This is a genomic window from Crossiella sp. CA-258035, assembly GCF_030064675.1.
Taxonomy (GTDB): domain Bacteria; phylum Actinomycetota; class Actinomycetes; order Mycobacteriales; family Pseudonocardiaceae; genus Crossiella.
In genome coordinates this window covers 1,368,273-1,387,920 of sequence record NZ_CP116413.1, presented here as the reverse complement: position 1 = coordinate 1,387,920, position 19,648 = coordinate 1,368,273, and the positions used below count along the sequence as shown (strand labels likewise).

Genomic DNA, 19,648 nt, shown 5'->3' with positions numbered 1-19,648 from the left:
CGGTCCGGATTGGCGGAGCGCTGGGGAGCGGGGAGAGCATGTCGGTTGTCGGTCGCATCCGGGGCCCGCGCGGCCTTCGCCGAACGATTCGCGCTGCTGTACGCCGAAGCCGGTGACCCACCGCTGAAGCGGGTCGCCGAGTCGGTGGCGCGCGCCCGGCGCACCGACGAGCGCGGCAGGCCGGTCCAGGTGACCACCCAGCGGATCAGCGACTGGCGGCGTGGCCGCAACGTGCCGGCCCGGTTCGCCGGGCTGGCCGTGGTGCTGGAGATCCTCATCGGCGAGGCGCGCGCCCGGCGGTCGGCGCCGGTGCTGCCCGGCCTCTACGACCGGGACGGCTGGCGGGAGCTGTGGTCGGCCGCGCAGGCCAGTCCGGTGGAGGAGGCCGAGCCGCCGCCGGATGAGACGCTGTGCCCGTACCGGGGGCTGGCCGCCTTCCAGCCGGAGAACTCGCCGCACTTCTTCGGCCGGGAACGGGCCACCGCCGCCCTGCTCCGCCTGCTGCGCGCGGGCGACGGGCTCGCGATGCTGGTCGGCGCGTCGGGGGCGGGCAAGTCCTCGCTGCTGCGGGCCGGGCTGGTGCCCGCGCTGGCCGGCGGGGCCGAGACCGCGGACTGGCCGGTCACCCTGCTCACCCCTGGCGTGCACCCGGTCAAGGAGCTGGACCGGCACCTGCCTGGGATGGCCGAGGCGGAGACCGCGGCGCAGGTCCGGGAGGCGCTCGGCGAGCAGCGCCGGGTGATCATCGTGGACCAGTTCGAGGAGGTCTTCACCCTCTGCCCCGACCAGGAGGCCCGGCGCACCTTCATCCGGCTGCTGCACCTGGCCGCCACCGAGGGCCCGGCCCTGGTGGTGCTCGGGCTGCGCGCCGACTTCTACGGCCGCTGCCTGGACCACCCCGAGCTGGTCGCCGCGTTGCAGGACCGGCACCTGGTGCTGGGCCCGATGACGGTGGCCGAGCTGCGCGCCGCGGTCACCGCCCCGGCCCGCGCGGTCGGCCTGCAGCTGGAGACCGGGCTGGTCGAGCTGCTGATGCGCGATCTCGGTGTGAGCGAGCGGCGCGGCCGGGTGCGCGGGGAGAAGGACACCTACGACGCGGGCGCGCTGCCGCTGCTCTCGCACGCGCTGCTGGCCACCTGGCAGCACCGGCAGGGCGGGCGGCTCACCGTGGCCGGGTACCGGGCGGCCGGCGGCATCCAGGGCGCGGTCGCGGCCACCGCGGAACGGGCCTGGGCCGAGCTGGACGCCGCCGGGCAGGCCGCGGCCCGGCCGCTGCTGCTGCGGCTGGTCCGGATCGGCGAGGACACCGAGGACACCCGCCGCCGGGCCAGCCGGGACGAGGTGCTGGCCCAGGCGCCGGACCGGGCCGCGACCGAGACCGCGCTGGAGACCCTGGTCTCGGCCCGGCTGGTCACCCTGGACGCCGAGTCGGTGGAGATCACCCACGAGGCCCTGCTGCGGGCCTGGCCCCGGCTGCACGGCTGGCTGGACCAGGACCGCGAGGGCCACCTCACCCGGCAGCGCCTGGAGGAGGACGCCAAGACCTGGGCCGCGCAGCACCGGGACGCCTCGCTGCTCTACCGCGGCGCCCGGCTGCAGACCAGCAGGCAGGCCGTCGCCGGCGCCGGACCGAGCGAGCTGGCCAGGCAGTTCCTGGCCACCTCCACCCGGCAGTGGCGGCGCGCGGTGTGGCTGCGCCGGGCCGCGGTGGCCGCGGTGTGCGTGCTCGCGCTGATCGCCTCGGTGGCCGCGGTGGTCACCCTGGAGCAGCGGGACGAGGCGCAGTTCCGCCAGGTGATGGCCGAGGCGGACCGGGTGCTGGACACCGACCCCTCGCTCTCGGCCCAGCTCAGCCTGGTCGCGCACCAGCTCCGCCCCGGCGACACCGAGGTGCGCAGCCGGGTGCTGGCCACCCAGCAGCTGCCCCTGGCCACCGGCCTGACCGGGCACAACGGCGCGGTCTACCTGACCTCGTTCAGCCCGGACGGCCGGACCCTGGCCACCGCGGGCTACGACGGCACCGCCCGGCTCTGGGACGTCACCGACCAGACCCGGCCGCGCCAGCTCGGTCAGCCGCTGACCGGGCACACCAAGTGGCTCAGCTCCGCGGTGTTCAGCCCGGACGGCAGGACCCTGGCCACCACCGGCGCGGACAACACCATCCGGCTCTGGGACGTCACCGACCCGGCGCGGGCCAGGCTGCTCGGGCAGCCGCTGAACACCGGCGGCGGCACCGCGTACCTGCTCGCGTTCAGCCCGGACGGCCGCACCCTGGCCACCGCCAACGAGGACCAGACCGCGCGGCTGTGGGACGTCCGCGACCCGGCCCGCCCGGTCCGGATCGGCGAGCCGCTGGCCGGGCACAGCGGTCAGGTCCGCTCACTCGCCTTCAGCCCGGACGGGACCATGCTGGCCACCGGCAGCGACGACACCCAGGTCCGGCTGTGGGACGTGCGTGATCCGGCGCGGGTCACCCCGATCGGCCGCCCGCTCACCGGGCACCTGGCCGGACTGCACTCGGTGGCCTTCAGCCCGGACGGCAAGCTGCTGGCCTCCGGCAGCGATGACAAGACGATCCGGCTGTGGGACCTCAGCGACCCGGCCGCGGCCAACCCGGCCGGTCCGCCGGTGGTCGGGCATTCCGCGCAGATCTGGTCGGTGGCCTTCAGCCGCACCCAGAACCTGCTCGCCTCGGCCTCCGCGGACGGCACCGCGCGGCTGTGGAACATCAGCAACCCGGCCGGGGTCACCCAGTTCGGACCACAGCTGACCGGCCGCAACAACGAGCTGTACGCGGTCGCCTTCAGCCCGGACGGGCGCAGCCTGGCCGTCGGCGGCGAGGACGGCGCTGCGCGGCTGTGGTCGCTGCCCAGCGGCGCGCTGGTGGGCCACGCGGTCGCGGTCGGCACGCCGGAGTTCCGCCCGGACGGCCGGGTGCTGGCCAGCGGCGGCGGCGACCGCACCATCCGGCTGTGGGACGTGGCCGATCCGAACGCGCCCAAGGCGCTGGCCGCGATCGACAACGGGCACACCGACCCGGTGTGGTGGGTGACCTTCCGCGGCGACGGCAAGGTGCTGGCCTCGGCCTCCACCGACCGCACCATCCGGCTCTGGGACGTCACCGACCCGGCCAAGCCGGTCCCGCTCGGCGCGCCCATCCCCGGCGCGCAGAAGTACAGTCTGCCGATCCGGTTCAGCCCGGACGGCAAGCTGCTGGCCGCGCCCATGGACCACAACATGATCCAGCTCATCGACGTCAGCGATCCGGCCCGTCCGCGCCCGCTGGGCACACCCACCGAGGCGCACACCGGGTCGATCACCTCGCTGCGCTTCACCCCTGACGGCAGGACCCTGGTCTCGGCCAGCGACGACCACCGGATCCGGCTGTGGGACGTGACCGACCCGGTCCGGCCGGCCGCGATCGGCGAGCCGCTGAGCGCGCACACCGAGGCGGTGCGCACCGCCGAGCTGAGCCCGGACGGCAAGACCCTCGCCAGCGGCGGCGGGGACAACACCATCCGGCTCTGGGACCTGTCCGATCCCCGGCATCCGGTGGCGGGCAAGGTGCTGACCGGGCACACCGAGAGCGTCAACCAGATCAACTTCAGCCCGGACGGGAAAACCCTGGTCAGCGGCAGCGCGGACCGCACCGTGCGGCGCTGGTCGGTGCCCGGGGGCGAGCCGGTCGGCGTGCCGCTGACCACCAGCTTCGCCACCTGGAGCAGCCCGGTGTACAGCCCGGGCGGGCAGTTCCTGGTCACCCCGGGCTCGGACAACACGCTGCGGCTGTGGGACCTGAACCTGGAGGACGCGCAGCAGCGGGTGTGCGCGCGCACCAGGGACGTGCTCACCGAGGACCAGTGGCGTCGTCATCTGCCCCAGCTGGACTACGAGCCACCCTGTCCGGACCAGTGACCTAGAGTCCGGCTATGCGTCTCCTGATGGGACTGGGCGGCCCGCGCACCGTGGGCGCGGTGCTGACCGGCGTCACCGCGCTCTACCTGGCCCTGGTGGTCTTCAACAACCTCACCGACTTCGGCACCAACCACGCCTTCGTGCAGCACGTGTTCGCCATGGACACCACGTTCAAGTCGCCGAACACGATGTGGCGGGCGATCACCAGCCCCGCGCTGGTGAACCTCGCCTACCTGCTGATCATCGCCTGGGAGGCGGCCACCGCGGTCGTGCTGGTCATCGCCACGGTCAGCTGGGTGCGCGCCGATGTGGAGGTCGCGCGCCGGATCGGCAGCCTCGGGCTGAGCATGCAGCTGCTGCTCTTCGGCGGCGGGTTCATCGCCATCGGCGGCGAGTGGTTCTGCATGTGGCAGTCCAAGCAGTGGAACGGGTTGCAGGCCGCGCTGCAGAACGTGGTCATCGGCGGGCTGGTGCTGATCGTCACCCAGGTAGTGGGGCGGGTGCGGGCAGCCGTTCCGCCAGCAGTGTGAGCGCCCGGCGCTGGGCCGGGGAGAACCCGCTCAGGTAGTCGGCCATCAGCGCGGGGCCGTGCTGCTCGGTCGCCTGGCCGGTCACCGCGTCCCACTCCCCCGTCTGGACCAGCGCGGCCAGGTCCTCCACCAGCGGCTCGATCCCGGGGTCGTCCGCAGGCGCGTCGGCGAGGGCCTGGAGGCGGTCGGCGATCCGCTGGGACAGCTCGCGGTGCTCCTGCCACACCTGCCGGCAGAACCCGGCCACCGCGCCGGCGTGCTCGGGGGCGAGCGCGTGCAGCAGCAGCACCGCGCTCTTCTCCAGCTCCAGCAGGTCGGCGGGCAGGCCGTCGAGCTCCAGCCGGTCGAAGACCTCGGCCACCGGCTCCGGCAGATCGAGGTCCATTGTGGACGATCGCAGTTCGGCGATCCTCCCGCGCTGCTCCTCGATCTCGCGCTGCCGCTGCGCCAGCTCCCGGTCCAGCTCGTCCAGGGCCGCGCGCACGGTGGCCGGGCCGTCGCCGAGCAGTTCGCGGATCCGTGGCACGGACAGGCCCAGTTCGCGCAGCCGCCGGATCCGCAGCAGCCGGACCAGGGCCGTTGCCCCGTAACGCCGGTAGCCGGCGTGGTCGCGGCCGGGTTCGGGGAGCAGGCCGTGCGCGTGGTAGTGCCGCACGGCCTTCACGGTGGTGCCCGCGAGCCGGGCCACCTCCCCGATGGTCAGCACGATCCTCACGGTAGCCGGGCGCCGCTGAGCACGGCCACCGCGGCGGCCGGATCGTCGGCGTGCAGCCGGATCCGCTCGATCCGGTGCCGGCCGCGCTTGCCGAGGTCGACCTCGTGCGGTTCGGTCAGCTCGACCAGCACCCCGGTGGTGCCCAGCGAGGCGAAGGACAGCGTGCCGCCGTCCACCTCGATCATCCGCTCGTGCCTGCCGCAGAACTCCCTGCGCACCGCGCCGAGCTTGGTCAGCGGCACCACCACCTCGGTGAAGCAGGCGAACCGCAGCCGCAGCTCCTCCGGCCCGACCGCGTGCGGGTAGACCCTGGTGGCGGCGAGCAGGCCCAGCACCCACAGCAGGCCGTAGGCTCCGATCGCCAGCAGCACCAGCCGCAGCCAGAGCCAGGGCACCAGCAGCTCACCGGCCACGATCTCGATCACCGCCGCCGCCACCATGACCAGCAGCGGCGCGGCCAGCCCACCCGCGTAGTCGATGGTCCGCGCCCCCTCGGGCACCAGCCGCCGTCCGCGCAACCGGTGCCACAGCGCTCCGAACACCCGCACGCTGTCCCCCCTTCCTCGTTGGGGGACAGCGTGCGGGCCTGCCCCAGGGGCAGGGTCAAGTCACACGGGCTGCGGACCCCCATCCGCAGCCTGTGGACCGCTCACTCAGGCCGCGTACGGCCGCTTGGCGCGCGCTTCCCGCAGTGCGATGCCCCACCAGGTCAGCTGGTCCAGCAGCACCTTGGCCGCGGTCGCGCTGTGCTCGAACTCGGCCAGCGGGCCGTTGGCGTCGAACTTCTCGTAGACGGAGTGGAAGCTGACGGTGTCCCTGATCGTGGTGGCGTGCATCTCCGCCAGCACCTGGCGCAGCTGCTCCACCGCGCGCAGGCCGCCGGACATGCCGCCGTAGGAGACGAAGGCCACCGGTTTTGCCCGCCATTCCGCGTAGGAGGAGTCGATCGCCTCCTTCAGCGGGGCCGGATAGCCGTGGTTGTACTCGGGGGTCACGATGACGAAGGCGTCCGCGCCGGCGATCCGGGCGGCGAAGCCCTCGACCCCGTCGGCCACGTCGACCAGGTCCAGGTCGACGTCGTGGTTGGTCGCCGCCTCGCCGAGGAACCAGCGGGCCACCGCGGGGCCGAGGCGGCCCTCCCTGGTGCTGCTGATGATGACGGCGATCTTGAGTCGGTCAGTGCCAGTGGCTGAAGTGGTCATGGGGCAAGCCAACAACCTCGACCTAACTTGAGGTCAAGCACCGGATTCCGCGCAGGCACAGGTATTTTGATCGGGTGCTTGAGAAGATCCTGCCGAACAACATCGCGGTGTCCGAGGCCTTCGACGACCCGGCCGAAGCCGTGCTCTTCGCCGAGGAGGAGGCGCTGCTGGGCCGCTCGGTGGAGAAGCGGCGGCGCGAGTTCACCACCGTGCGGCACTGCGCCCGGCGCGCGCTGGCCGAACTGGGCCGGCCGCCCGCGCCGCTGCTGCGCGGTGAGCGCGGGGCGCCGATCTGGCCTGCCGGCATCGTCGGCAGCATGACGCACTGTGATGGGTACCGGGCGGCCGCGGTGGCCGAGGACTCGGTTGTCCAGACCATCGGGATCGACGCCGAACCGCACGCCCCGCTGCCCGAGGGCGTGCTGGAGTCGGTCTCGCTGGCCGAGGAGCGGAGCTGGCTCAACACCTTGTCCCGCACCGACCCCGAAGTTCACTGGGACCGGTTGTTGTTCAGTGCTAAGGAGTCGGTCTACAAGGCGTGGTTCCCGCTCGCCCGGCGCTGGCTCGGCTTCGAGGAGGCCCGGCTCACGGTGCACCCCTCCAGCGGCACTTTCCGCGCTGACCTGCTGGTTCCCGGTCCGGTCGAGGGCTTTTCCGGGCGCTGGCTGGTGGCCGACGGGCTGGTGGTCACGACCATCGCCGTCCCCCGATCGAATGGCCAAAATCTGTGACGAAATCTGTTAACTGAACGTGTACTCGGTGACGTCCCGCTGGAGTTTCCGAGAGGGCAAGAAGGTTGCCTTTCAGCAGGTAGTCTCGCCCTCGCCGGAGGGAGGGGCAGGCATGACGGATCCGTTTTCGGACAAGGACTTCAGCAGCACGCGGGACCCGCTCGCCGGGGCCCTGGCCGACGGACCGTTCGGCCGGGCGCTCGACCTGGCCATCCAGCGCAGCGAACTGACCCTCGAACACATCCAGCGCGAGCTCTCCGCCCGCGGCGCCCGGCTGGATCCGAACACGCTCAGTGACTGGCGGTGCAGCGACGCCCTCCCTGCCGAGGACGGCGAGCGGCCGGAGATCGCGGCCCTGGAGAGCGTGCTCAGCCTGCCGCCCGGTTCACTCGGCGCGCTGCTGGCCGATGAGGACCCGGCGGATCCACGCACCGACCTGGCCCAGTTGCAGCGCCGGATGCGCACGCCGCGGCTGGAACGCCTGATGGTGCAGGAGAACTACCACCTCGGCCCGGACTTCCGGCACCGGCTGCTGCGGGTGCGCGAGGTGGTGCGGGCCAAGCGGGACGGCGTCGGCCGGGCTTTTGTCTACTACCACGGCGAATCGCCGCTGCCCGCGCTCACCGCGGCCGGCGGCTGCCGGATCGGCCGGATCCGCACCGACCCCACCGCCGGGCTGCTGCTGGCCGAGCTGCTGCTGGAGCGCCCGCTCGCGGTGGAGGAGACCGCGGTGCTGGACTACGAGCTGGCCTTCCACGGTGGCAAGCCGGTCGACCACCACGAGCGGCGGCTGCCGCTGGGCGCGCGGGACTACCTGCTCCAGGTGCACTTCGACCCGGCCGCGGTGCCCGCCGACTGCCTCGGCTACCTGCGCCCGGACGGCGAGTCCGAGACCGTGCGACAGCTGTGGGTCGGCCAGTACCACACCACGCACCTGGTGGTGCCGCAGCCGGAAGCCGGCAACTACGGCATCCGGTGGATCACCAGCTAGCTACTTGAGCACTCGCTCAAGAAGAGTTACGCTGCGCCCGTTGAATTGAGCAGACGCTCAAGAACGGTGGTGACATGCGGCTCTACATCGAGACCACGATCAGGGCGGACCCGGCGGAGCTGTGGGTTCGCACCCAGGACCCGGCCCAGCACCAGCGCTGGGACCTGCGCTTCCACCGCATCGAGTACCTGCCGAAGGAAGACGGTGCGCCGCAGCGGTTCCGCTACGCGACCTTCGGCATCGCCGGGGTCGGCATCAGCGTCGGCGAGCGGCACACCCCGGACGGATCGAGCACCTCGGCGCTGCGCTTTGCCTGCGACCACCCGCTGTCGCTGATCCGCGCGGGCTCCGGCTACTGGCGCTACCGGCCGGGCCCGGACGGCGTCCGGTTCTGCACGGGCTATGACTACCGGCCCGGCTGGGGCGGGCTCGGACCACTGGCCGACCTGGTGTTCCGGCCGCTGATGGGCTGGGCCACCGCCTGGTCCTTCGACCGGCTGCGGCTGTGGCTGGAACACGGCATCAGCCCGGAGTCCTCGTTGCGCCGCGCCCTGTTCGAGCTCGCCGCCCGGCTGCTGCTGACCACCGCCGCCCTGCTGCTCACCCCGCTGCCACTCGCGCTCGCGACCGCGGCCCTCGCGCTGTTCCTGCCGCCCTCGGCCCGCACCCCGGCCGCCCGGCGCTGCCGGCGCGCGGCCCGCGACGCCACTCCCCCAGCCACCCTGGCCCGACTGGAGCTGCCATGACCACCACCCTGACCAAGACCGGCTCGATCTTCCGCAAGGCGCTGGGCGCGGACTTCGACCGCCTGCACCCGCAGCTCCAGCGCCGGTTCGGCTTCGGCAGCGCGGACGGGGTGGCCTGCGCCGGCGAGGGCGTGATGGAGGAGATCTGGCGCGGCCCCGCGTTCACCGTGCCGTTCCTGCACCTGGGCGCGGCCCGCAACATCCTGTTCCCGGAGACCGGCAGGGACGTGCCGTTCGTGATCGAGAACTACGCCTACCTGGACGACTTCGGCCGGGACACGGTCACCTTCGTGCGCACCTTCGAGTTCGGCGGCGGCCTGCGGCGGCGCTTCGACGCCACCGTGGTGCACAGCACGCGGCGCGGATGCGTGGTCGACTACCTTGGCACGCACCAGCACGTCGCGGTCGACCTGGACCTGTCGGTGGACAGCAGGGGCGGGCTGGTGATCCGCAGCGGCGAGCAGCGGCTGCGCGCGGGCCTGCTCGACCTGCGGGTGCCCCGGGCGCTGCTGGCGCGGGCCGAGGTGCGCGAGTGGTATGACGAGCAGGCCGGGGAGTTCCGGATCGAGGTGCGGGTGGCCAGCAGCTGGGCCGGTCCGCTGTTCGGTTACCGCGGCAGTTTCACCGCCCGGTACTGGGACACCGCGGCGGCTCGGGTGCCGGCGACGGTCCGGCCCTATCGGGAGGAGCTGCGTGAGTAAGGACGCCCGCACCGCGGAGACCCGCAGGCGGCTGATGGACGGCGCGATCGACACCATCCGCGCGCACGGCATCAGCGGCGTCTCGGCGCGGTCCATCGCGACCACCGCGGGCGTCAACCAGGCGCTGATCTTCTACCACTTCGGCAGCGTGGACGAGCTGCTCGGCACGGCCTGCCTCACCAGCACCAAGGCCAGGGTCGATGCCTACCGCGACCGCTTCGCCACCGTCTCCGACCTGCGCGCCCTGCTGAACCTGGGCCGCGCCCTGCAACAGGAGGAACGGGCCGCGGGCAACGTCACCGTGCTGGCCCAGATGCTGGCAGGCGCCCAGGGCGACCCGAAGCTGGCCGAGGCCACCCGCACCGCACTGGACCTCTGGGTCGCCGAGATCGAGCTCGTGCTGCGCCGCATCCTGGCCGCCTCCCCGGTGGGCGAGCTGGCCGACCCGGCCGGGCTGGCCCGCGCGGTGGCGGCCAGCTTCATCGGCGTGGAGCTGTGGGCGGCGGCCGATCCGCAGGGGGCCGAGGACGGGCTGGCCGCGCTGGAACAACTGGCGGTGCTGGCCGAGGTGGTGGACAACCTGGGACCGGTGGCCCGGCGCGCGCTCAAGGCCAAGCTGCGCGGGGTGACCAAGGCCTGACCGCCAGCAGGTGTGTGCAGATGTGTGACAACGTGTGTTGTGATCCTCGGCCTGTGGTGGGATGATGAAGACGCGGAGCACATTCGCCAGCGCTCCCCTCGCTATCCGGGAGCCACGGACATCGAACCCGCCTGGACACTGGAAGCAGCAGCCGATCCGCACCGGATCACCCGTGAACCCGATCCCAAAAGCCGAAGTGGTCACACCCGAATCGTCGGCTACTCGCTGTCAGCGGGATTCGTTCTGACCGTGATCATCGATCCCGAGGATCACTCCGGCGTCACGGCGTGGAAGACCAGCGGGGCTGATCTGCGGGAGTACCTGGGCGATCGACGGGGAGAGGACGGCAGGTCATGACTGACAAGACCACCCGGGATGAAGCCCTGGCCGCCATCCGGCAGGAAATCGCCGACCAGCGAAACGCCGCCGAGGCCGAGGCGGATCCGGTCAAGCGCGAGCGGCGGTCGCGGCACGCACGGCTGCGCGAGGAGGTCGCGGCGGAAGAGGCCGAGGCCATCGCGGCGGAGGTCGCGGAGAACCAGCAGGCCGCGCTGTCCCTGCGGGTGCCCGCGTCGCTGGTGGCCGAGCTGAAGGCTCGGGCGGATGCCGAACACATTCCCACTTCGGCGCTGGTGCGCCGCCTGCTCACCGAGGCGCTGCGGGCGCCCGCCACTCCTGTGCTCACCGTCGAACAGGTCGAGGAGATCGCCCGGCGGGTCTATCACGAGTCCGCCTGATGGCCGATCGAACATACTGAGTCACCCACGCTTGCTTGGCTCCCCGCCATAAGTAGGAACCGTTTCACTCCTCGGAGTGTGAAATTCCGGCTCTTCCCCTGGCGCGGACCGGTGTCGGATGCTCTGTGCGAAGCCCGAACACCACCGTCCGATTAACGGTCCCCGCTCTCCCCTGCTTCGCGGGGTGTCGCGGACGGGAAGGAGCGCTTTTCTCATGAAGATCCGTCGTATCGCGATAAGCCTGTTCGTCGCCGCGGCTGCCGCCGTCGGTGGCCTCGCCGGTTCCGCCTCGGCCGCCCCTGCTCCGAGCGACGATGTGTCGCCGCTGATCGTGGGTGGCGGCAACGCGACCCAGACCTACTCGTTCATGGTGTCGCTGGACACCGGCTGTGGCGGCTCGCTGATCAAGCCCACCTGGGTGGTGACCGCCAAGCACTGCACCAACAGCACGCCGCGGCAGGTGCGGGTCGGCTCGCTGTACCGCAACCAGGGCGGCAGCACCGCCGCGGTGAAGCGGGTCGTCCGGCACCCCTCGATCGACCTGGCCCTGCTGGAGCTGGCCTCCCCGGTGAGCCAGGCGACCGTGCCGGTGGCCTCCACCTCCGGCCCGGTGGGCACCGCGACCCGCATCATCGGCTGGGGCGCCACCCGGGCGGACGGCTCGGGCGCGGCGACCTACCTCAAGGAGCTGAACACCTCGATCGTGGCGGACACCCGCTGCACCAACGGGATGAACGCGGCCGCGGAGATCTGCACCAACAACACCGGTGGCAACCAGGGCGCCTGCTACGGCGACTCGGGTGGCCCGCAGGTCAAGCAGGTCGGCGGGGCCTGGCAGCTGGTCGGCGCGACCAGCCGCTCCGGCAACGGCGACCCGCGCTGCGCCACCGGCCCGTCGATCTACGTGGACGTGCCGTACTTCCGCAGCTGGATCAGCCAGTACGCGGGAACCGTGTGATCTGTCCTTAGTGGACCGTCCGGCCCGGCTGCGAGCGCAGTCGGGCCGGACTCCTTTCCACTGGTCCTAGCCGAGGCGCCGCCGGGAGTCTCGCCGGTGCAGCCCGCGGTTCTGCGGCGCTGCTGGATCAGCTCGACCACGGCCTGGCGGTTGGCGGTGCGGGCGGCGGCGAGCGGGTCCGGGTTGCGTTGCTGGCCGCGCAGGACTCTGCGGCCTCACCGGTGCAGGGGCATGCCGTTCTCCTTCGTCGTGCCTGCGTGGTCAGGACCGGACTACGGAAAAGTGGCCGCCACCGGTTCAGCGCGAGATGAGCTGGGCGCGCAGCCGGGCCGGGATGCCGGGGGCGAACCTGGCCAGGTAAGCGTCCAGGTGACCGTTGTCGGCCAGCAGGAACGGCAGGTCCACCGGCAGCAGTCGCCGGATCGCCAGCAGCGGCACCGGTGAGCGCAGCGGGCGGAAGTCCTGGTTCCACAGGCCGGGTTCGGCGCAGTGCGGGTGGAACTGGCCGAGCATCAGGCCCTCGGCGACGAACTCTGACTTGAGCTCCCGCTGCACCGCGTCGACCTGGCCGGGGTCGGCATCCGGCAGCACCAGCAGGTAGGTGAGCAGGTCGGCGTCTTCGGAGTCCATTGTGGACAGTTTTGCGGTGTAGCCGGTGCGCAGCGCGGTCAGCGACTCGCGCAGGTTGCCGGAGCCGACGCCGAGGTGGAACAGCTCCCGGCGCAGCGCGGGGCGGGTGTACGGGCAGACCGGGCCGCTGCGGCCGAGGTCGGGGTGGCCGGGGATGAGGAAGTCCTTGGCCCAGCGCAGGACCCGCTCCAGCGGGGGTCGCTCGGCCAGTGGCGGCAGACCGGCTTCGACCTCGGTCGCGGTCCAGAGCCGGGGGGTCATCGGACTGTCCTGGGCGCGCGCCACATCGGTCGCAGGCTGGGGCCGCCGGGCAGCCGGATGTCCGGGCCGTGCGCGGTGAAGCCGAGCAGCCGGGCGGCCGCCTCGCCGCCGGGTGAGCTGGCCTCCAGGTAGACGGGCAGGCCGAGCTGGTCGCAGCGGTCGATGACGTACGGGGCGAGCAGCCTGCCGCGGCCGGTGTGCTGGAGGTCGGGGGCCACACAGGCGAAGCTGAAGTAGCAGTGCGGTTCCCGCTGCGGGTGCGCGGCGTCCTGGAGCGCGCTGATGGTGCGCAGCCTGGCCGCGTCCTGGCCGAGGGCGGCGGTGAACCGGCGGTCCAGCTCGCGTTGCTGGAACTCGCTCAGCGCGGTCGCGCCCGGTGGCAGGGTGAGCAGCGCGCAGTCGAGGTCCACGGTGGTGTAGACGCCGTGGCTGGCCAGGGACAGGTCCAGGAACACCCGGAACATCCCCGGCAGCAACTGCTTGCGCCGCACGGGGTCCGGGAAGATCCACTCGACCAGCGGGTCGGTGGCGAAGGACTCGGCGAGCAGGCGGGTCAGCGCCGGGACGTCGGCCGGGGTGCCCTTGCGCACCAGGCGGTCCAGGGTGATCATGTGTCCTCCCGTTGTCGGACGAGTTGGGTGACCCGCCGGTGCAGCCGGTCGATCGCCGGCTCCGCCTCGGGTTTGAGCAGCACGCTGCGCAGCACCCGGGCCGCGGCGGCGTCGGCGCGCACGCCGGGGTGGCGGCGGCCCAGCTCGGCGGCGGAGACGCGCAGGGTGCTGAGGTAGACCGGATCGGCCTCATCGGCCATGCCCTCGGCCAGCGCCCGCGCCGACCCTCCGTCCACTTCGGACAGTGTGTCGCGGCGCGGGAAGTAGGTGAGGATGTCCAGTTCCGGCTGCTGGTAGAGCACCAGCTCCGCGGACTTCTCGATCAGCTCGGCCCAGTGCAGCGTGGCCCGCCGCCCGGCCGCGAGCACCTCGCCGAGGCCGTCCCTGGTCAGCGGCAACACCTTCAGCGTCAGCCACAGCGCGGCCGCGGCGGCCCCGGCCCGGCTGCACTCCAGGGAGATCTCGCCCAGGTGCAGCTCGTCGGAGGTGAAGTAGGTGTAGGGCGAGTCGTGCCGGTAGAAGCGGCCGACCGCCGGGTCGGCGAAGAGGACCGCGCCGCAGCCGTAGGGCTGGAGGCCGTGCTTGTGCGGGTCGATGGTCACCGAGTCGCAGTGCCGGATCGCGGCGAACGGCTCGGCGGGCACGCCCAGCTCCCCGGCCAGCAGGGCGAAGAAGCCGCCGTAGGCCGCGTCCACGTGGATGCGCACGCCGTACTTCTCTTTCAGCGCAAGGGCTTCGTGGATGGGGTCCACCGCGCCCAGTCCGGTGGTGCCGGGGGTGAGCACCACGGTGCCCACGTCGCCACGGCGCAGTTTCCGTTCCAGGGCAACCAGATCCATCCGGCCGAGAACATCAGTGGGCACCGGTTCGCTGGGCACGCCGAGCAACCGGCACATCCGGCCATGCGTGTAGTGCGCCTCCGCGCTGTGCAGGACGAGCTTGCCGGGGTAGGTTTCCCGCGCCACGAACAGCGCTTCCAGGTTGGCGATGGTGCCGCTGGTGGTGAGATGTCCTAAGTGGACCGGCAGCCCGAACATCCCGGCCAGCGCGGCGACCACCTCGCGTTCCATCCGCGCGGTCGCCGGGCCGCCGTCCAGGGCGTGGTTGTTCGGGTTGACCAGCATCGCGGCCAGGTAGCCGACCACGGCGGCCGGGTGTGGCGGCTTGACCATCTGCGCGGCGTAGCGCGGGTGGCCGAACGGGTAGTTCGCCCGCATCCGGTCGCCGAACTCGGCGAAGGCGCGGCCGAAGTCGGCGTCGGTGACCGCGTTCGCCGGGTGCGGGGCGACCGGGCCGAAGGTCGCCGCCCAGTTGTCCACCAGGTCGACCGCGCTGCCCAGCCAGTGTCGGAGATCCACGAGAACCAGCCTCGCCGCTGGCTCCACGTGGAACCTCCCGCCAGCAGGGGACCGGCCACTACCGGGGCGGGAGCGGAGTCCTGGTTGCCACGGGACCTCCGTCCCCGTATACTCGGATACGAGTACTCGGAACGGAGCGAAGATGGCCGCCACATACCGCCGCTCGAACCCGCTGGCCCTCGCCCTGTTGTCGCTGCTCTGGGAACGCGAGATGCATCCCTACGAGATGGCCACCACGCTGCGCGAACGGCACAAGGACGAGAGCGTCAAGCTCAACTGGGGCACGCTGTACACGGTGGTCGAGTCGCTGGCCAAGCACGGGCTGATCGAGGCGGCCGAGGCCGAGCGGGACGGACGGCGCCCGGAACGCACCCGGTACCGGCTGACCGAGGCCGGGCTGGCCGAGCTGAACGACTGGCTGCGCGAGCTGATCGCGGTGCCGCACAAGGAGTACCCGCGGTTCGAGGCCGGGGTCTCGCTGCTCGGCATCCTGTCGCCAGAGGAGGCGGCGCGCCTGCTCGGTCAGCGCGCGGAGACCTTGTCCGGACAGGCCGAGGGGCTGCGCTCGGTGATGGCCGCCCTGCGCGCGCAGGGCGTGCCCGCGCTGGCCTGGATCGAGCTGGAGTACCGGGTGGCCATGATCGAGGCCGAGCACCGCTGGGTGTCCGGCGTGGCCGAGGGCATCGAGCAGCACACCATCGAGGGCGCGGACTGGTGGCGCGACTGGCATGCGCGGGGCGCGAAGCCGGGTCAGCTGCCGCCGTTCGGCCCACCAGACGCACAGTCCGAAGTGGACTGACGCGCTTCTCGGCGCGGTGCGCCAACACCGCGCCGAGAAGTGGAATCGCAAGCACCGCGTGGCGGCTCTCGCGCCCGGTAACGCGAACCCAGGATAGCCGGGGGCGCCACGCGGACCAGCCGAGGAGGAGCATCCGCATGCCCGAGATCAACGAGACCTTCCAGCGCCTGGTCGAGGCCTGGAACAACGGCGACGCCACCGCCTACGCCGCGCAGTTCACCGAGGACGTCGACTACGTCACCTTCCACGGCATGCACATCCGCGGCCGCGCGGAGCTGGAGTCCGGGCACGCCAAGCTGTTCGCCGGTCCGCTCAAGGGGGTCAAGCTCGGCGGCGGGTCGGCCGAGGCCGCGCCGCCCTCGGTCAAGCTCCTCGGTCCCGACGTCGCGGTGGTGGTCAACTCCGGCGGCAGCACCCTGCCGGGGGAGGACGCTCCGGCCCCGGAGCGCGACTCGGTGACCACCGCGGTCGTGGTGCGCACCGAGGACAGGTGGCTGATCAGCGCTTTCCAGGTGACCCGGCGGCAGGTCTTCTGACCGCAGGCTCCTTGACGCCTGGCGTCAAGTACTTTACGTTTGCCGTCAAGTAGCAAGCGGAGGTACTCGATGCCCAGTCCGACGACCGTGCACACCGCCCTGGTCGGGCAACTGCTGCGACTGAGCGAGCAGCGGCTGCTCGACCCGCTGGAGATCCTGCTCCAGTCGGCCGATCCCCTGACCACCGCGCGCACCTACCTGCGCGCCGCGGTGGAGACCCAGGCGGCGCAGCTGCTCGGGCGGGACGAACAACTGGCCCGGCAGGCGGCCGCCAGGGTGATCGGCGCGCTGTACCCGGGCGATGAGCCGTTCGACCCGCCGCTGGAGTGGTGGCGGACGCCGCTGGGCCAGGCGGTGGCCCGCCGGATCGGGCACCCGGCCACCGAGGCGGTCCCGTACTCGGTGGCCGGGGCGATGCTCGGCGTCACCCGGCAGGGCGTGCACGACCTGGTCAACCGGCACAAGCTCGACCGGCACCCCGACGGCGGCGTACGCACCGAGTCCGTCCGCGCCCGGCTACTCGCCAGAGAGGACGGAAACGCATGGGGGACAACATGATTGAGCTGACGGTCGAGTCTGGTCCGGTGCCGATCGCGGTGCGGGACCACGGCGGCGACGGCCTGCCGGTGCTGCTGCTGCACGGGCTCGGCGGGTCGATGGCGCACTGGGACCCGGTGGTGCCGGAGCTGACCGGGACCCACCGGGTGGTGCTGATGGACCTGCGCGGGCACGGCGGCTCCGGGGTGGGGCCGTGGAGCTGGCCGGCCGCGCTGGCCGACGTCGAGGCGGTGGTCACCGCACTCGACCTGGGCAGCCCGGCGGTGGCAGGCATGTCGCTGGGGGGCATGGTCGCCACCCGCTGGGCGGCCCGGCCGGGCTGTCCCGGCGCGGTCAACCTGGACGGCCTGCGCGGGTACCTGACCGCGCCGGAGAACTACCCCGGCCTCGATCCCGCCTTGCGGGAGAAGGAACTCACCCGGCTGCGGGCGATGTTCGACGAGCAGGCGGCCGCGGTCACCGGGCCGCTGGCGGAGATCATCGACGAGCTGAGGGCGGCCGTGGAGGAGGACCACATCGCCGCCTGCCGGGCGGCCCGCTCACCGCTGCTGGTGGTCGCGGCCACCGAGAACCTGCCCGCCCAGGACCAGTTCCCCGAGCTGACCGAGGCGTACCGCCGGGGACTGGTCCGGGATCTGGCCACGCTGGCCGAGGTGTGGAACGTGCAGGTCGAGCGGATCGGCAGCAGTCACGCCATGGTCCGGGAGCACCCGGCCGAGGTGGCCAAGCTGATCAGGGAGTTCCTGGCGGCCTGAGCACACCGCGGCCCACCGTCCACAGTGGACGGTGGGCCGCGGTGTCAGGTCAGCAGCGGATCGGCTTGGCGTTGGCCGGGTCCAGCGAGTTGGCCACCAGCTGGTGCACCAGCGGGTCGACCGCGACCAGGACGTGCTCGGAGATGTTGAACTTGCACAGGTCCTGCAGCACGTAGTTGGTCGCGTTGGACGCGTGCATGTACCCGCTGGTGTAAGGCACCACCGCCTCGTCGTAGCGGGTCATCACGTTGGTGTAGGTCACCCCCGGCACCGCGACGCCGTCCTGGTTGAGCTTGCGCAGGAACTCCGAGCCGTGCAGGAACTGCAGCGCGGAGGGGAACACCGGGCCCATGATGCCGTCGATGACCGGGCCGAGGCCGAGCTTGCGGGCGAACTCCAGCAGCTTGGGCAGGGCAAGCAGTTGGCTGCCGTCCCACAGCGGGGTCAGCGCCACGTAGCGGTTGACCTTGTCCTTGCCGCCGAGGAACTTCACGTAGTAGTTGGGCATCAGGCTGCCCTCGGAGTGCCCGACGATGTTGACCTTGCGCGCGCCGGTGTGCTGGAGCACCCGGTCCACGAACGCGCCGAACTCCTTGGCGCTCTGCTCCATGGGCAGCCGGCCGCCGATCTGGTTGATCGGGAACGGGGTCCCGGCAGGCACCCCGTAGGTCAGCGCGAACACGCAGTGCCCCTGTGCCTTCAGCTTCGGCGACAGGGCGAACCAGTTGAGCGTCATGTTGGCGCTGGCGCCATGCGCGAGCACCACCGGTTCGGGGTGGGCCTTGCTCGGCTTGCACGCCCAGTCGTTGGCGCCGGGCGGCGAGCCCGGCTCGGTGGGCGGCACCGCGGCGGATGCCGCCCCGGCGCCCACCACCAGTGCGGTCAAGGCTGTCACCAGGGCAAATACCAGGGCACGCAACATCCTCATCGACACCAGGTGTCCCTTCCATCAACGGGTGGCCCCGGCCTAATCGTGATCGTGGTCACGCTGTGGTGGAATGGGTGCGAGCACAGCCTTGGCTCGGCCCCGGTTGTGCTCACGCACAACGACGAGGTTGGGCGGTCCCCCAGGTGATGACTCCGACTTTCCCGGCCGCGGTGCGCAGGCTGGCCAGGGAGCTCTCCGGCCGCGTGCCCGAGCTGGCCTTCGCCCTGGCCACCCGGGTCCGCGCCGAGGTGCCCGTCTACCAGGACGAACGGCTGGTCAACTTCGCCGACCTGGTGGCCGAGTGCCAGGCCAACCTGGCGCAGGGCCTGCGCGATGTGGACAGCCCGTCCTGGAACGGCACGGACGCGGCCCGCCGCCTCGGCCGCCGCCGCGCCGAGCAGGGCTTCCCGGTGGAGGCGACCCTGCGCAGCTACCGCATCGGCGGGCAGTTCATGTGGGAGACCTTCGTCAGCGCGGCCGGCGCCGACCTGGGCGACCAGCGCGCGGTGCTGGCCGCCGCGACCACGCTGTGGACCTTCATCGACACCTACTCCGCCGCACTCGCCGAGGGGCACCGGCAGGCCAGCGAGGACCGGGCACGCACCGACACCGAGGTCCGCTCCGCGCTGCTGGAGGCGCTGTTCGCGGGCAACTCCGCGGCCGGCCGCTCGCTGCTGGACTGCGCGGCCGACCTGCGACTGCCCGCGGCCGGGCGGTTCCTGGTGGTGGTCGCGGACACGCACGCGCTGCCCAGGATCGAGGAGCGGCTGCGGCTGCGCGGCACGGTGTCGGTGTGGCGGCAGGAGATCGACGCCCACGCCGGGATCGTGCTGCTGCCGCCGAGTGGCTCGCCGGAGCAGCTGTGCGCGCACCTGGCCGGGCACACCAGGGCCAGGGTCGGGGTGAGCGCGGAGTACCACCAGGTCGAGGCCACCCCGGGCGCCCGGCACGCCGCCGGGCTGGCCCGCGCGGCAGTGGGCACGAGCGGTCCCGGGGTGCTCCGGCACGACCAGGCCCCGGTGCCGATCCTGTTGGCCAGCGCGCCGGAGGCGGCCCGCGCGGTGGCCCAGGCCGCGCTCGGCCCGGTGCTCGACCTGCCCGCGCGGGACCGGGAGCTGGTGCTGGAGACCTTGCGGGTCTGGCTGGCGCACGACGGCGCGACCAGTGCCGCGGCGGCAGAACTGCACTGCCACCGCAACACGGTCCGGTATCGGTTGCGCAGGCTGGAGGAGCTCACCGGACTGGCACTGACCAGCCCGAAAGCGTTGAGCCAGCTGCATTTGGCGTTGGAGGCGCTGCGGTTGTCGCCCCCGGCCGACCGCACCGCCGAGCGGGTAGGTTCTTGA

At 72.4% G+C, this 19,648-nt stretch carries 23 protein-coding genes; 15 read left to right on the top strand and 8 right to left on the bottom strand.

Going from position 1 to position 19,648, the window contains the following annotated elements; all coding sequences use genetic code 11:
- Positions 1-45 precede the first annotated feature (45 nt).
- Positions 46-3,915, top strand: a complete 3,870-nt coding sequence (locus N8J89_RS06650) for an nSTAND1 domain-containing NTPase (RefSeq protein WP_283663474.1) — start codon at positions 46-48, stop codon at positions 3,913-3,915.
- A 14-nt stretch (positions 3,916-3,929) separates the two neighbouring features.
- Positions 3,930-4,445, top strand: coding sequence for a DUF2165 domain-containing protein (locus N8J89_RS06645; protein ID WP_283663473.1), 516 nt, complete (start codon positions 3,930-3,932; stop codon positions 4,443-4,445).
- On the opposite strand, the gene N8J89_RS06640 is transcribed toward N8J89_RS06645, so the two are convergent.
- The 3 genes from N8J89_RS06640 to N8J89_RS06630 all read right to left on the bottom strand — a co-directional run bounded on the left by N8J89_RS06640 (position 4,396) and on the right by N8J89_RS06630 (position 6,362).
- A complete protein-coding gene (locus tag N8J89_RS06640; protein ID WP_283663472.1) occupies positions 4,396-5,151 on the bottom strand; it encodes a MerR family transcriptional regulator in 756 nt (251 codons plus the stop codon). The genes N8J89_RS06645 and N8J89_RS06640 overlap by 50 nt on opposite strands.
- A 5-nt stretch (positions 5,152-5,156) precedes the next feature.
- A complete protein-coding gene (locus N8J89_RS06635; protein ID WP_283663471.1) occupies positions 5,157-5,708 on the bottom strand; it encodes a hypothetical protein in 552 nt (183 codons plus the stop codon).
- A 105-nt stretch (positions 5,709-5,813) separates the two neighbouring features.
- A complete protein-coding gene (locus N8J89_RS06630) occupies positions 5,814-6,362 on the bottom strand; it encodes an NADPH-dependent FMN reductase (protein WP_283663470.1) in 549 nt (182 codons plus the stop codon).
- A gap of 74 nt (positions 6,363-6,436) precedes the next feature.
- On the opposite strand from N8J89_RS06630, the gene N8J89_RS06625 reads away from it, so the two are divergent.
- The 8 genes from N8J89_RS06625 (at position 6,437) to N8J89_RS06590 (ending at position 11,866) form a co-directional block, all read left to right on the top strand.
- Positions 6,437-7,093, top strand: a complete 657-nt coding sequence (locus tag N8J89_RS06625) for a 4'-phosphopantetheinyl transferase family protein (RefSeq protein WP_283663469.1) — start codon at positions 6,437-6,439, stop codon at positions 7,091-7,093.
- 112 nt (positions 7,094-7,205) lie between these two features.
- Positions 7,206-8,084: a hypothetical protein gene (locus N8J89_RS06620; RefSeq protein WP_283663468.1), complete on the top strand. Its 879-nt coding sequence runs from the start codon at positions 7,206-7,208 to the stop codon at positions 8,082-8,084.
- Positions 8,085-8,158: 74 nt separating this feature from the next.
- Positions 8,159-8,830 carry an SRPBCC family protein gene (locus tag N8J89_RS06615; protein ID WP_283663467.1) on the top strand — a complete coding sequence of 224 codons (672 nt, stop codon included), beginning with the start codon at positions 8,159-8,161 and terminating at the stop codon, positions 8,828-8,830.
- Positions 8,827-9,531 carry a DUF4166 domain-containing protein gene (locus N8J89_RS06610; RefSeq protein WP_283663466.1) on the top strand — a complete coding sequence of 235 codons (705 nt, stop codon included), beginning with the start codon at positions 8,827-8,829 and terminating at the stop codon, positions 9,529-9,531. The genes N8J89_RS06615 and N8J89_RS06610 overlap by 4 nt, the downstream gene beginning before the upstream one ends.
- Positions 9,524-10,171 carry a TetR/AcrR family transcriptional regulator gene (locus N8J89_RS06605; protein ID WP_283663465.1) on the top strand — a complete coding sequence of 216 codons (648 nt, stop codon included), beginning with the start codon at positions 9,524-9,526 and terminating at the stop codon, positions 10,169-10,171. The genes N8J89_RS06610 and N8J89_RS06605 overlap by 8 nt, the downstream gene beginning before the upstream one ends.
- A 39-nt stretch (positions 10,172-10,210) precedes the next feature.
- The gene (locus N8J89_RS06600; RefSeq protein WP_283663464.1) at positions 10,211-10,528 is read left to right on the top strand and encodes a hypothetical protein; all 318 of its coding nucleotides are present in this window, start codon (positions 10,211-10,213) and stop codon (positions 10,526-10,528) included.
- Positions 10,525-10,908: a ribbon-helix-helix protein, CopG family gene (locus N8J89_RS06595; RefSeq protein WP_283663463.1), complete on the top strand. Its 384-nt coding sequence runs from the start codon at positions 10,525-10,527 to the stop codon at positions 10,906-10,908. Before N8J89_RS06600 ends, N8J89_RS06595 begins: the two co-directional genes overlap by 4 nt.
- 214 nt (positions 10,909-11,122) lie before the next feature.
- Complete coding sequence (locus N8J89_RS06590; protein WP_283663462.1) at positions 11,123-11,866, top strand: S1 family peptidase; 744 nt, start codon at positions 11,123-11,125, stop codon at positions 11,864-11,866.
- On the opposite strand, the gene N8J89_RS41855 is transcribed toward N8J89_RS06590, so the two are convergent.
- The 4 genes from N8J89_RS41855 to N8J89_RS06575 all read right to left on the bottom strand — a co-directional run bounded on the left by N8J89_RS41855 (position 11,809) and on the right by N8J89_RS06575 (position 14,726).
- On the bottom strand, positions 11,809-12,069 hold the full coding sequence (locus N8J89_RS41855) for a hypothetical protein (protein ID WP_502868475.1): 261 nt from the start codon (positions 12,067-12,069) through the stop codon (positions 11,809-11,811). The genes N8J89_RS06590 and N8J89_RS41855 overlap by 58 nt on opposite strands.
- Before the next feature lie 94 nt (positions 12,070-12,163).
- Positions 12,164-12,757 carry a DUF6875 domain-containing protein gene (locus tag N8J89_RS06585; RefSeq protein WP_283663461.1) on the bottom strand — a complete coding sequence of 198 codons (594 nt, stop codon included), beginning with the start codon at positions 12,755-12,757 and terminating at the stop codon, positions 12,164-12,166.
- On the bottom strand, positions 12,754-13,368 hold the full coding sequence (locus N8J89_RS06580; protein ID WP_283663460.1) for a hypothetical protein: 615 nt from the start codon (positions 13,366-13,368) through the stop codon (positions 12,754-12,756). Before N8J89_RS06580 ends, N8J89_RS06585 begins: the two co-directional genes overlap by 4 nt.
- Positions 13,365-14,726, bottom strand: a complete 1,362-nt coding sequence (locus N8J89_RS06575) for a pyridoxal phosphate-dependent decarboxylase family protein (protein WP_283663459.1) — start codon at positions 14,724-14,726, stop codon at positions 13,365-13,367. The genes N8J89_RS06580 and N8J89_RS06575 overlap by 4 nt, the downstream gene beginning before the upstream one ends.
- Positions 14,727-14,868: 142 nt before the next feature.
- Here N8J89_RS06575 and N8J89_RS06570 point away from each other — a divergent pair, with 142 nt between their 5' ends.
- From N8J89_RS06570 to N8J89_RS06555, 4 genes are all read left to right on the top strand, one after another.
- A complete protein-coding gene (locus tag N8J89_RS06570; RefSeq protein WP_283663458.1) occupies positions 14,869-15,525 on the top strand; it encodes a helix-turn-helix transcriptional regulator in 657 nt (218 codons plus the stop codon).
- Between the two features lie 137 nt (positions 15,526-15,662).
- On the top strand, positions 15,663-16,061 hold the full coding sequence (locus N8J89_RS06565) for an SgcJ/EcaC family oxidoreductase (RefSeq protein WP_283663457.1): 399 nt from the start codon (positions 15,663-15,665) through the stop codon (positions 16,059-16,061).
- 69 nt (positions 16,062-16,130) lie between these two features.
- Positions 16,131-16,619 (top strand): acyl-CoA-like ligand-binding transcription factor, encoded by a 489-nt coding sequence (locus N8J89_RS06560; RefSeq protein ID WP_283663456.1) that lies wholly within the window; start codon positions 16,131-16,133, stop codon positions 16,617-16,619.
- Entirely contained in the window at positions 16,616-17,374 is a 759-nt protein-coding gene (locus tag N8J89_RS06555; RefSeq protein WP_283663455.1) for an alpha/beta fold hydrolase, read from the top strand. The genes N8J89_RS06560 and N8J89_RS06555 overlap by 4 nt, the downstream gene beginning before the upstream one ends.
- Before the next feature lie 49 nt (positions 17,375-17,423).
- On the opposite strand, the gene N8J89_RS06550 is transcribed toward N8J89_RS06555, so the two are convergent.
- The gene (locus N8J89_RS06550; RefSeq protein WP_283663454.1) at positions 17,424-18,269 is read right to left on the bottom strand and encodes an esterase/lipase family protein; all 846 of its coding nucleotides are present in this window, start codon (positions 18,267-18,269) and stop codon (positions 17,424-17,426) included.
- A 179-nt stretch (positions 18,270-18,448) separates the two neighbouring features.
- On the opposite strand from N8J89_RS06550, the gene N8J89_RS06545 reads away from it, so the two are divergent.
- Entirely contained in the window at positions 18,449-19,648 is a 1,200-nt protein-coding gene (locus N8J89_RS06545; RefSeq protein WP_283666106.1) for a PucR family transcriptional regulator, read from the top strand.

What these genes read in the sequence shown, in the direction of transcription:
- N8J89_RS06645 (WP_283663473.1), top strand. Translation starts at nt 3,930, where the DNA reads ATGCGTCTCCTGATGGGACTGGGCGGCCCGCGCACCGTGGGCGCGGTG.
- N8J89_RS06630 (WP_283663470.1), bottom strand. Translation starts at nt 6,362, where the DNA reads ATGACCACTTCAGCCACTGGCACTGACCGACTCAAGATCGCCGTCATC.
- N8J89_RS06620 (WP_283663468.1), top strand. Translation starts at nt 7,206, where the DNA reads ATGACGGATCCGTTTTCGGACAAGGACTTCAGCAGCACGCGGGACCCG.
- N8J89_RS06615 (WP_283663467.1), top strand. Translation starts at nt 8,159, where the DNA reads ATGCGGCTCTACATCGAGACCACGATCAGGGCGGACCCGGCGGAGCTG.
- N8J89_RS06610 (WP_283663466.1), top strand. Translation starts at nt 8,827, where the DNA reads ATGACCACCACCCTGACCAAGACCGGCTCGATCTTCCGCAAGGCGCTG.
- N8J89_RS06595 (WP_283663463.1), top strand. Translation starts at nt 10,525, where the DNA reads ATGACTGACAAGACCACCCGGGATGAAGCCCTGGCCGCCATCCGGCAG.
- N8J89_RS06590 (WP_283663462.1), top strand. Translation starts at nt 11,123, where the DNA reads ATGAAGATCCGTCGTATCGCGATAAGCCTGTTCGTCGCCGCGGCTGCC.
- N8J89_RS06585 (WP_283663461.1), bottom strand. Translation starts at nt 12,757, where the DNA reads ATGACCCCCCGGCTCTGGACCGCGACCGAGGTCGAAGCCGGTCTGCCG.
- N8J89_RS06580 (WP_283663460.1), bottom strand. Translation starts at nt 13,368, where the DNA reads ATGATCACCCTGGACCGCCTGGTGCGCAAGGGCACCCCGGCCGACGTC.
- N8J89_RS06570 (WP_283663458.1), top strand. Translation starts at nt 14,869, where the DNA reads ATGGCCGCCACATACCGCCGCTCGAACCCGCTGGCCCTCGCCCTGTTG.
- N8J89_RS06565 (WP_283663457.1), top strand. Translation starts at nt 15,663, where the DNA reads ATGCCCGAGATCAACGAGACCTTCCAGCGCCTGGTCGAGGCCTGGAAC.
- N8J89_RS06560 (WP_283663456.1), top strand. Translation starts at nt 16,131, where the DNA reads ATGCCCAGTCCGACGACCGTGCACACCGCCCTGGTCGGGCAACTGCTG.
- N8J89_RS06555 (WP_283663455.1), top strand. Translation starts at nt 16,616, where the DNA reads ATGATTGAGCTGACGGTCGAGTCTGGTCCGGTGCCGATCGCGGTGCGG.
- N8J89_RS06545 (WP_283666106.1), top strand. Translation starts at nt 18,449, where the DNA reads ATGACTCCGACTTTCCCGGCCGCGGTGCGCAGGCTGGCCAGGGAGCTC.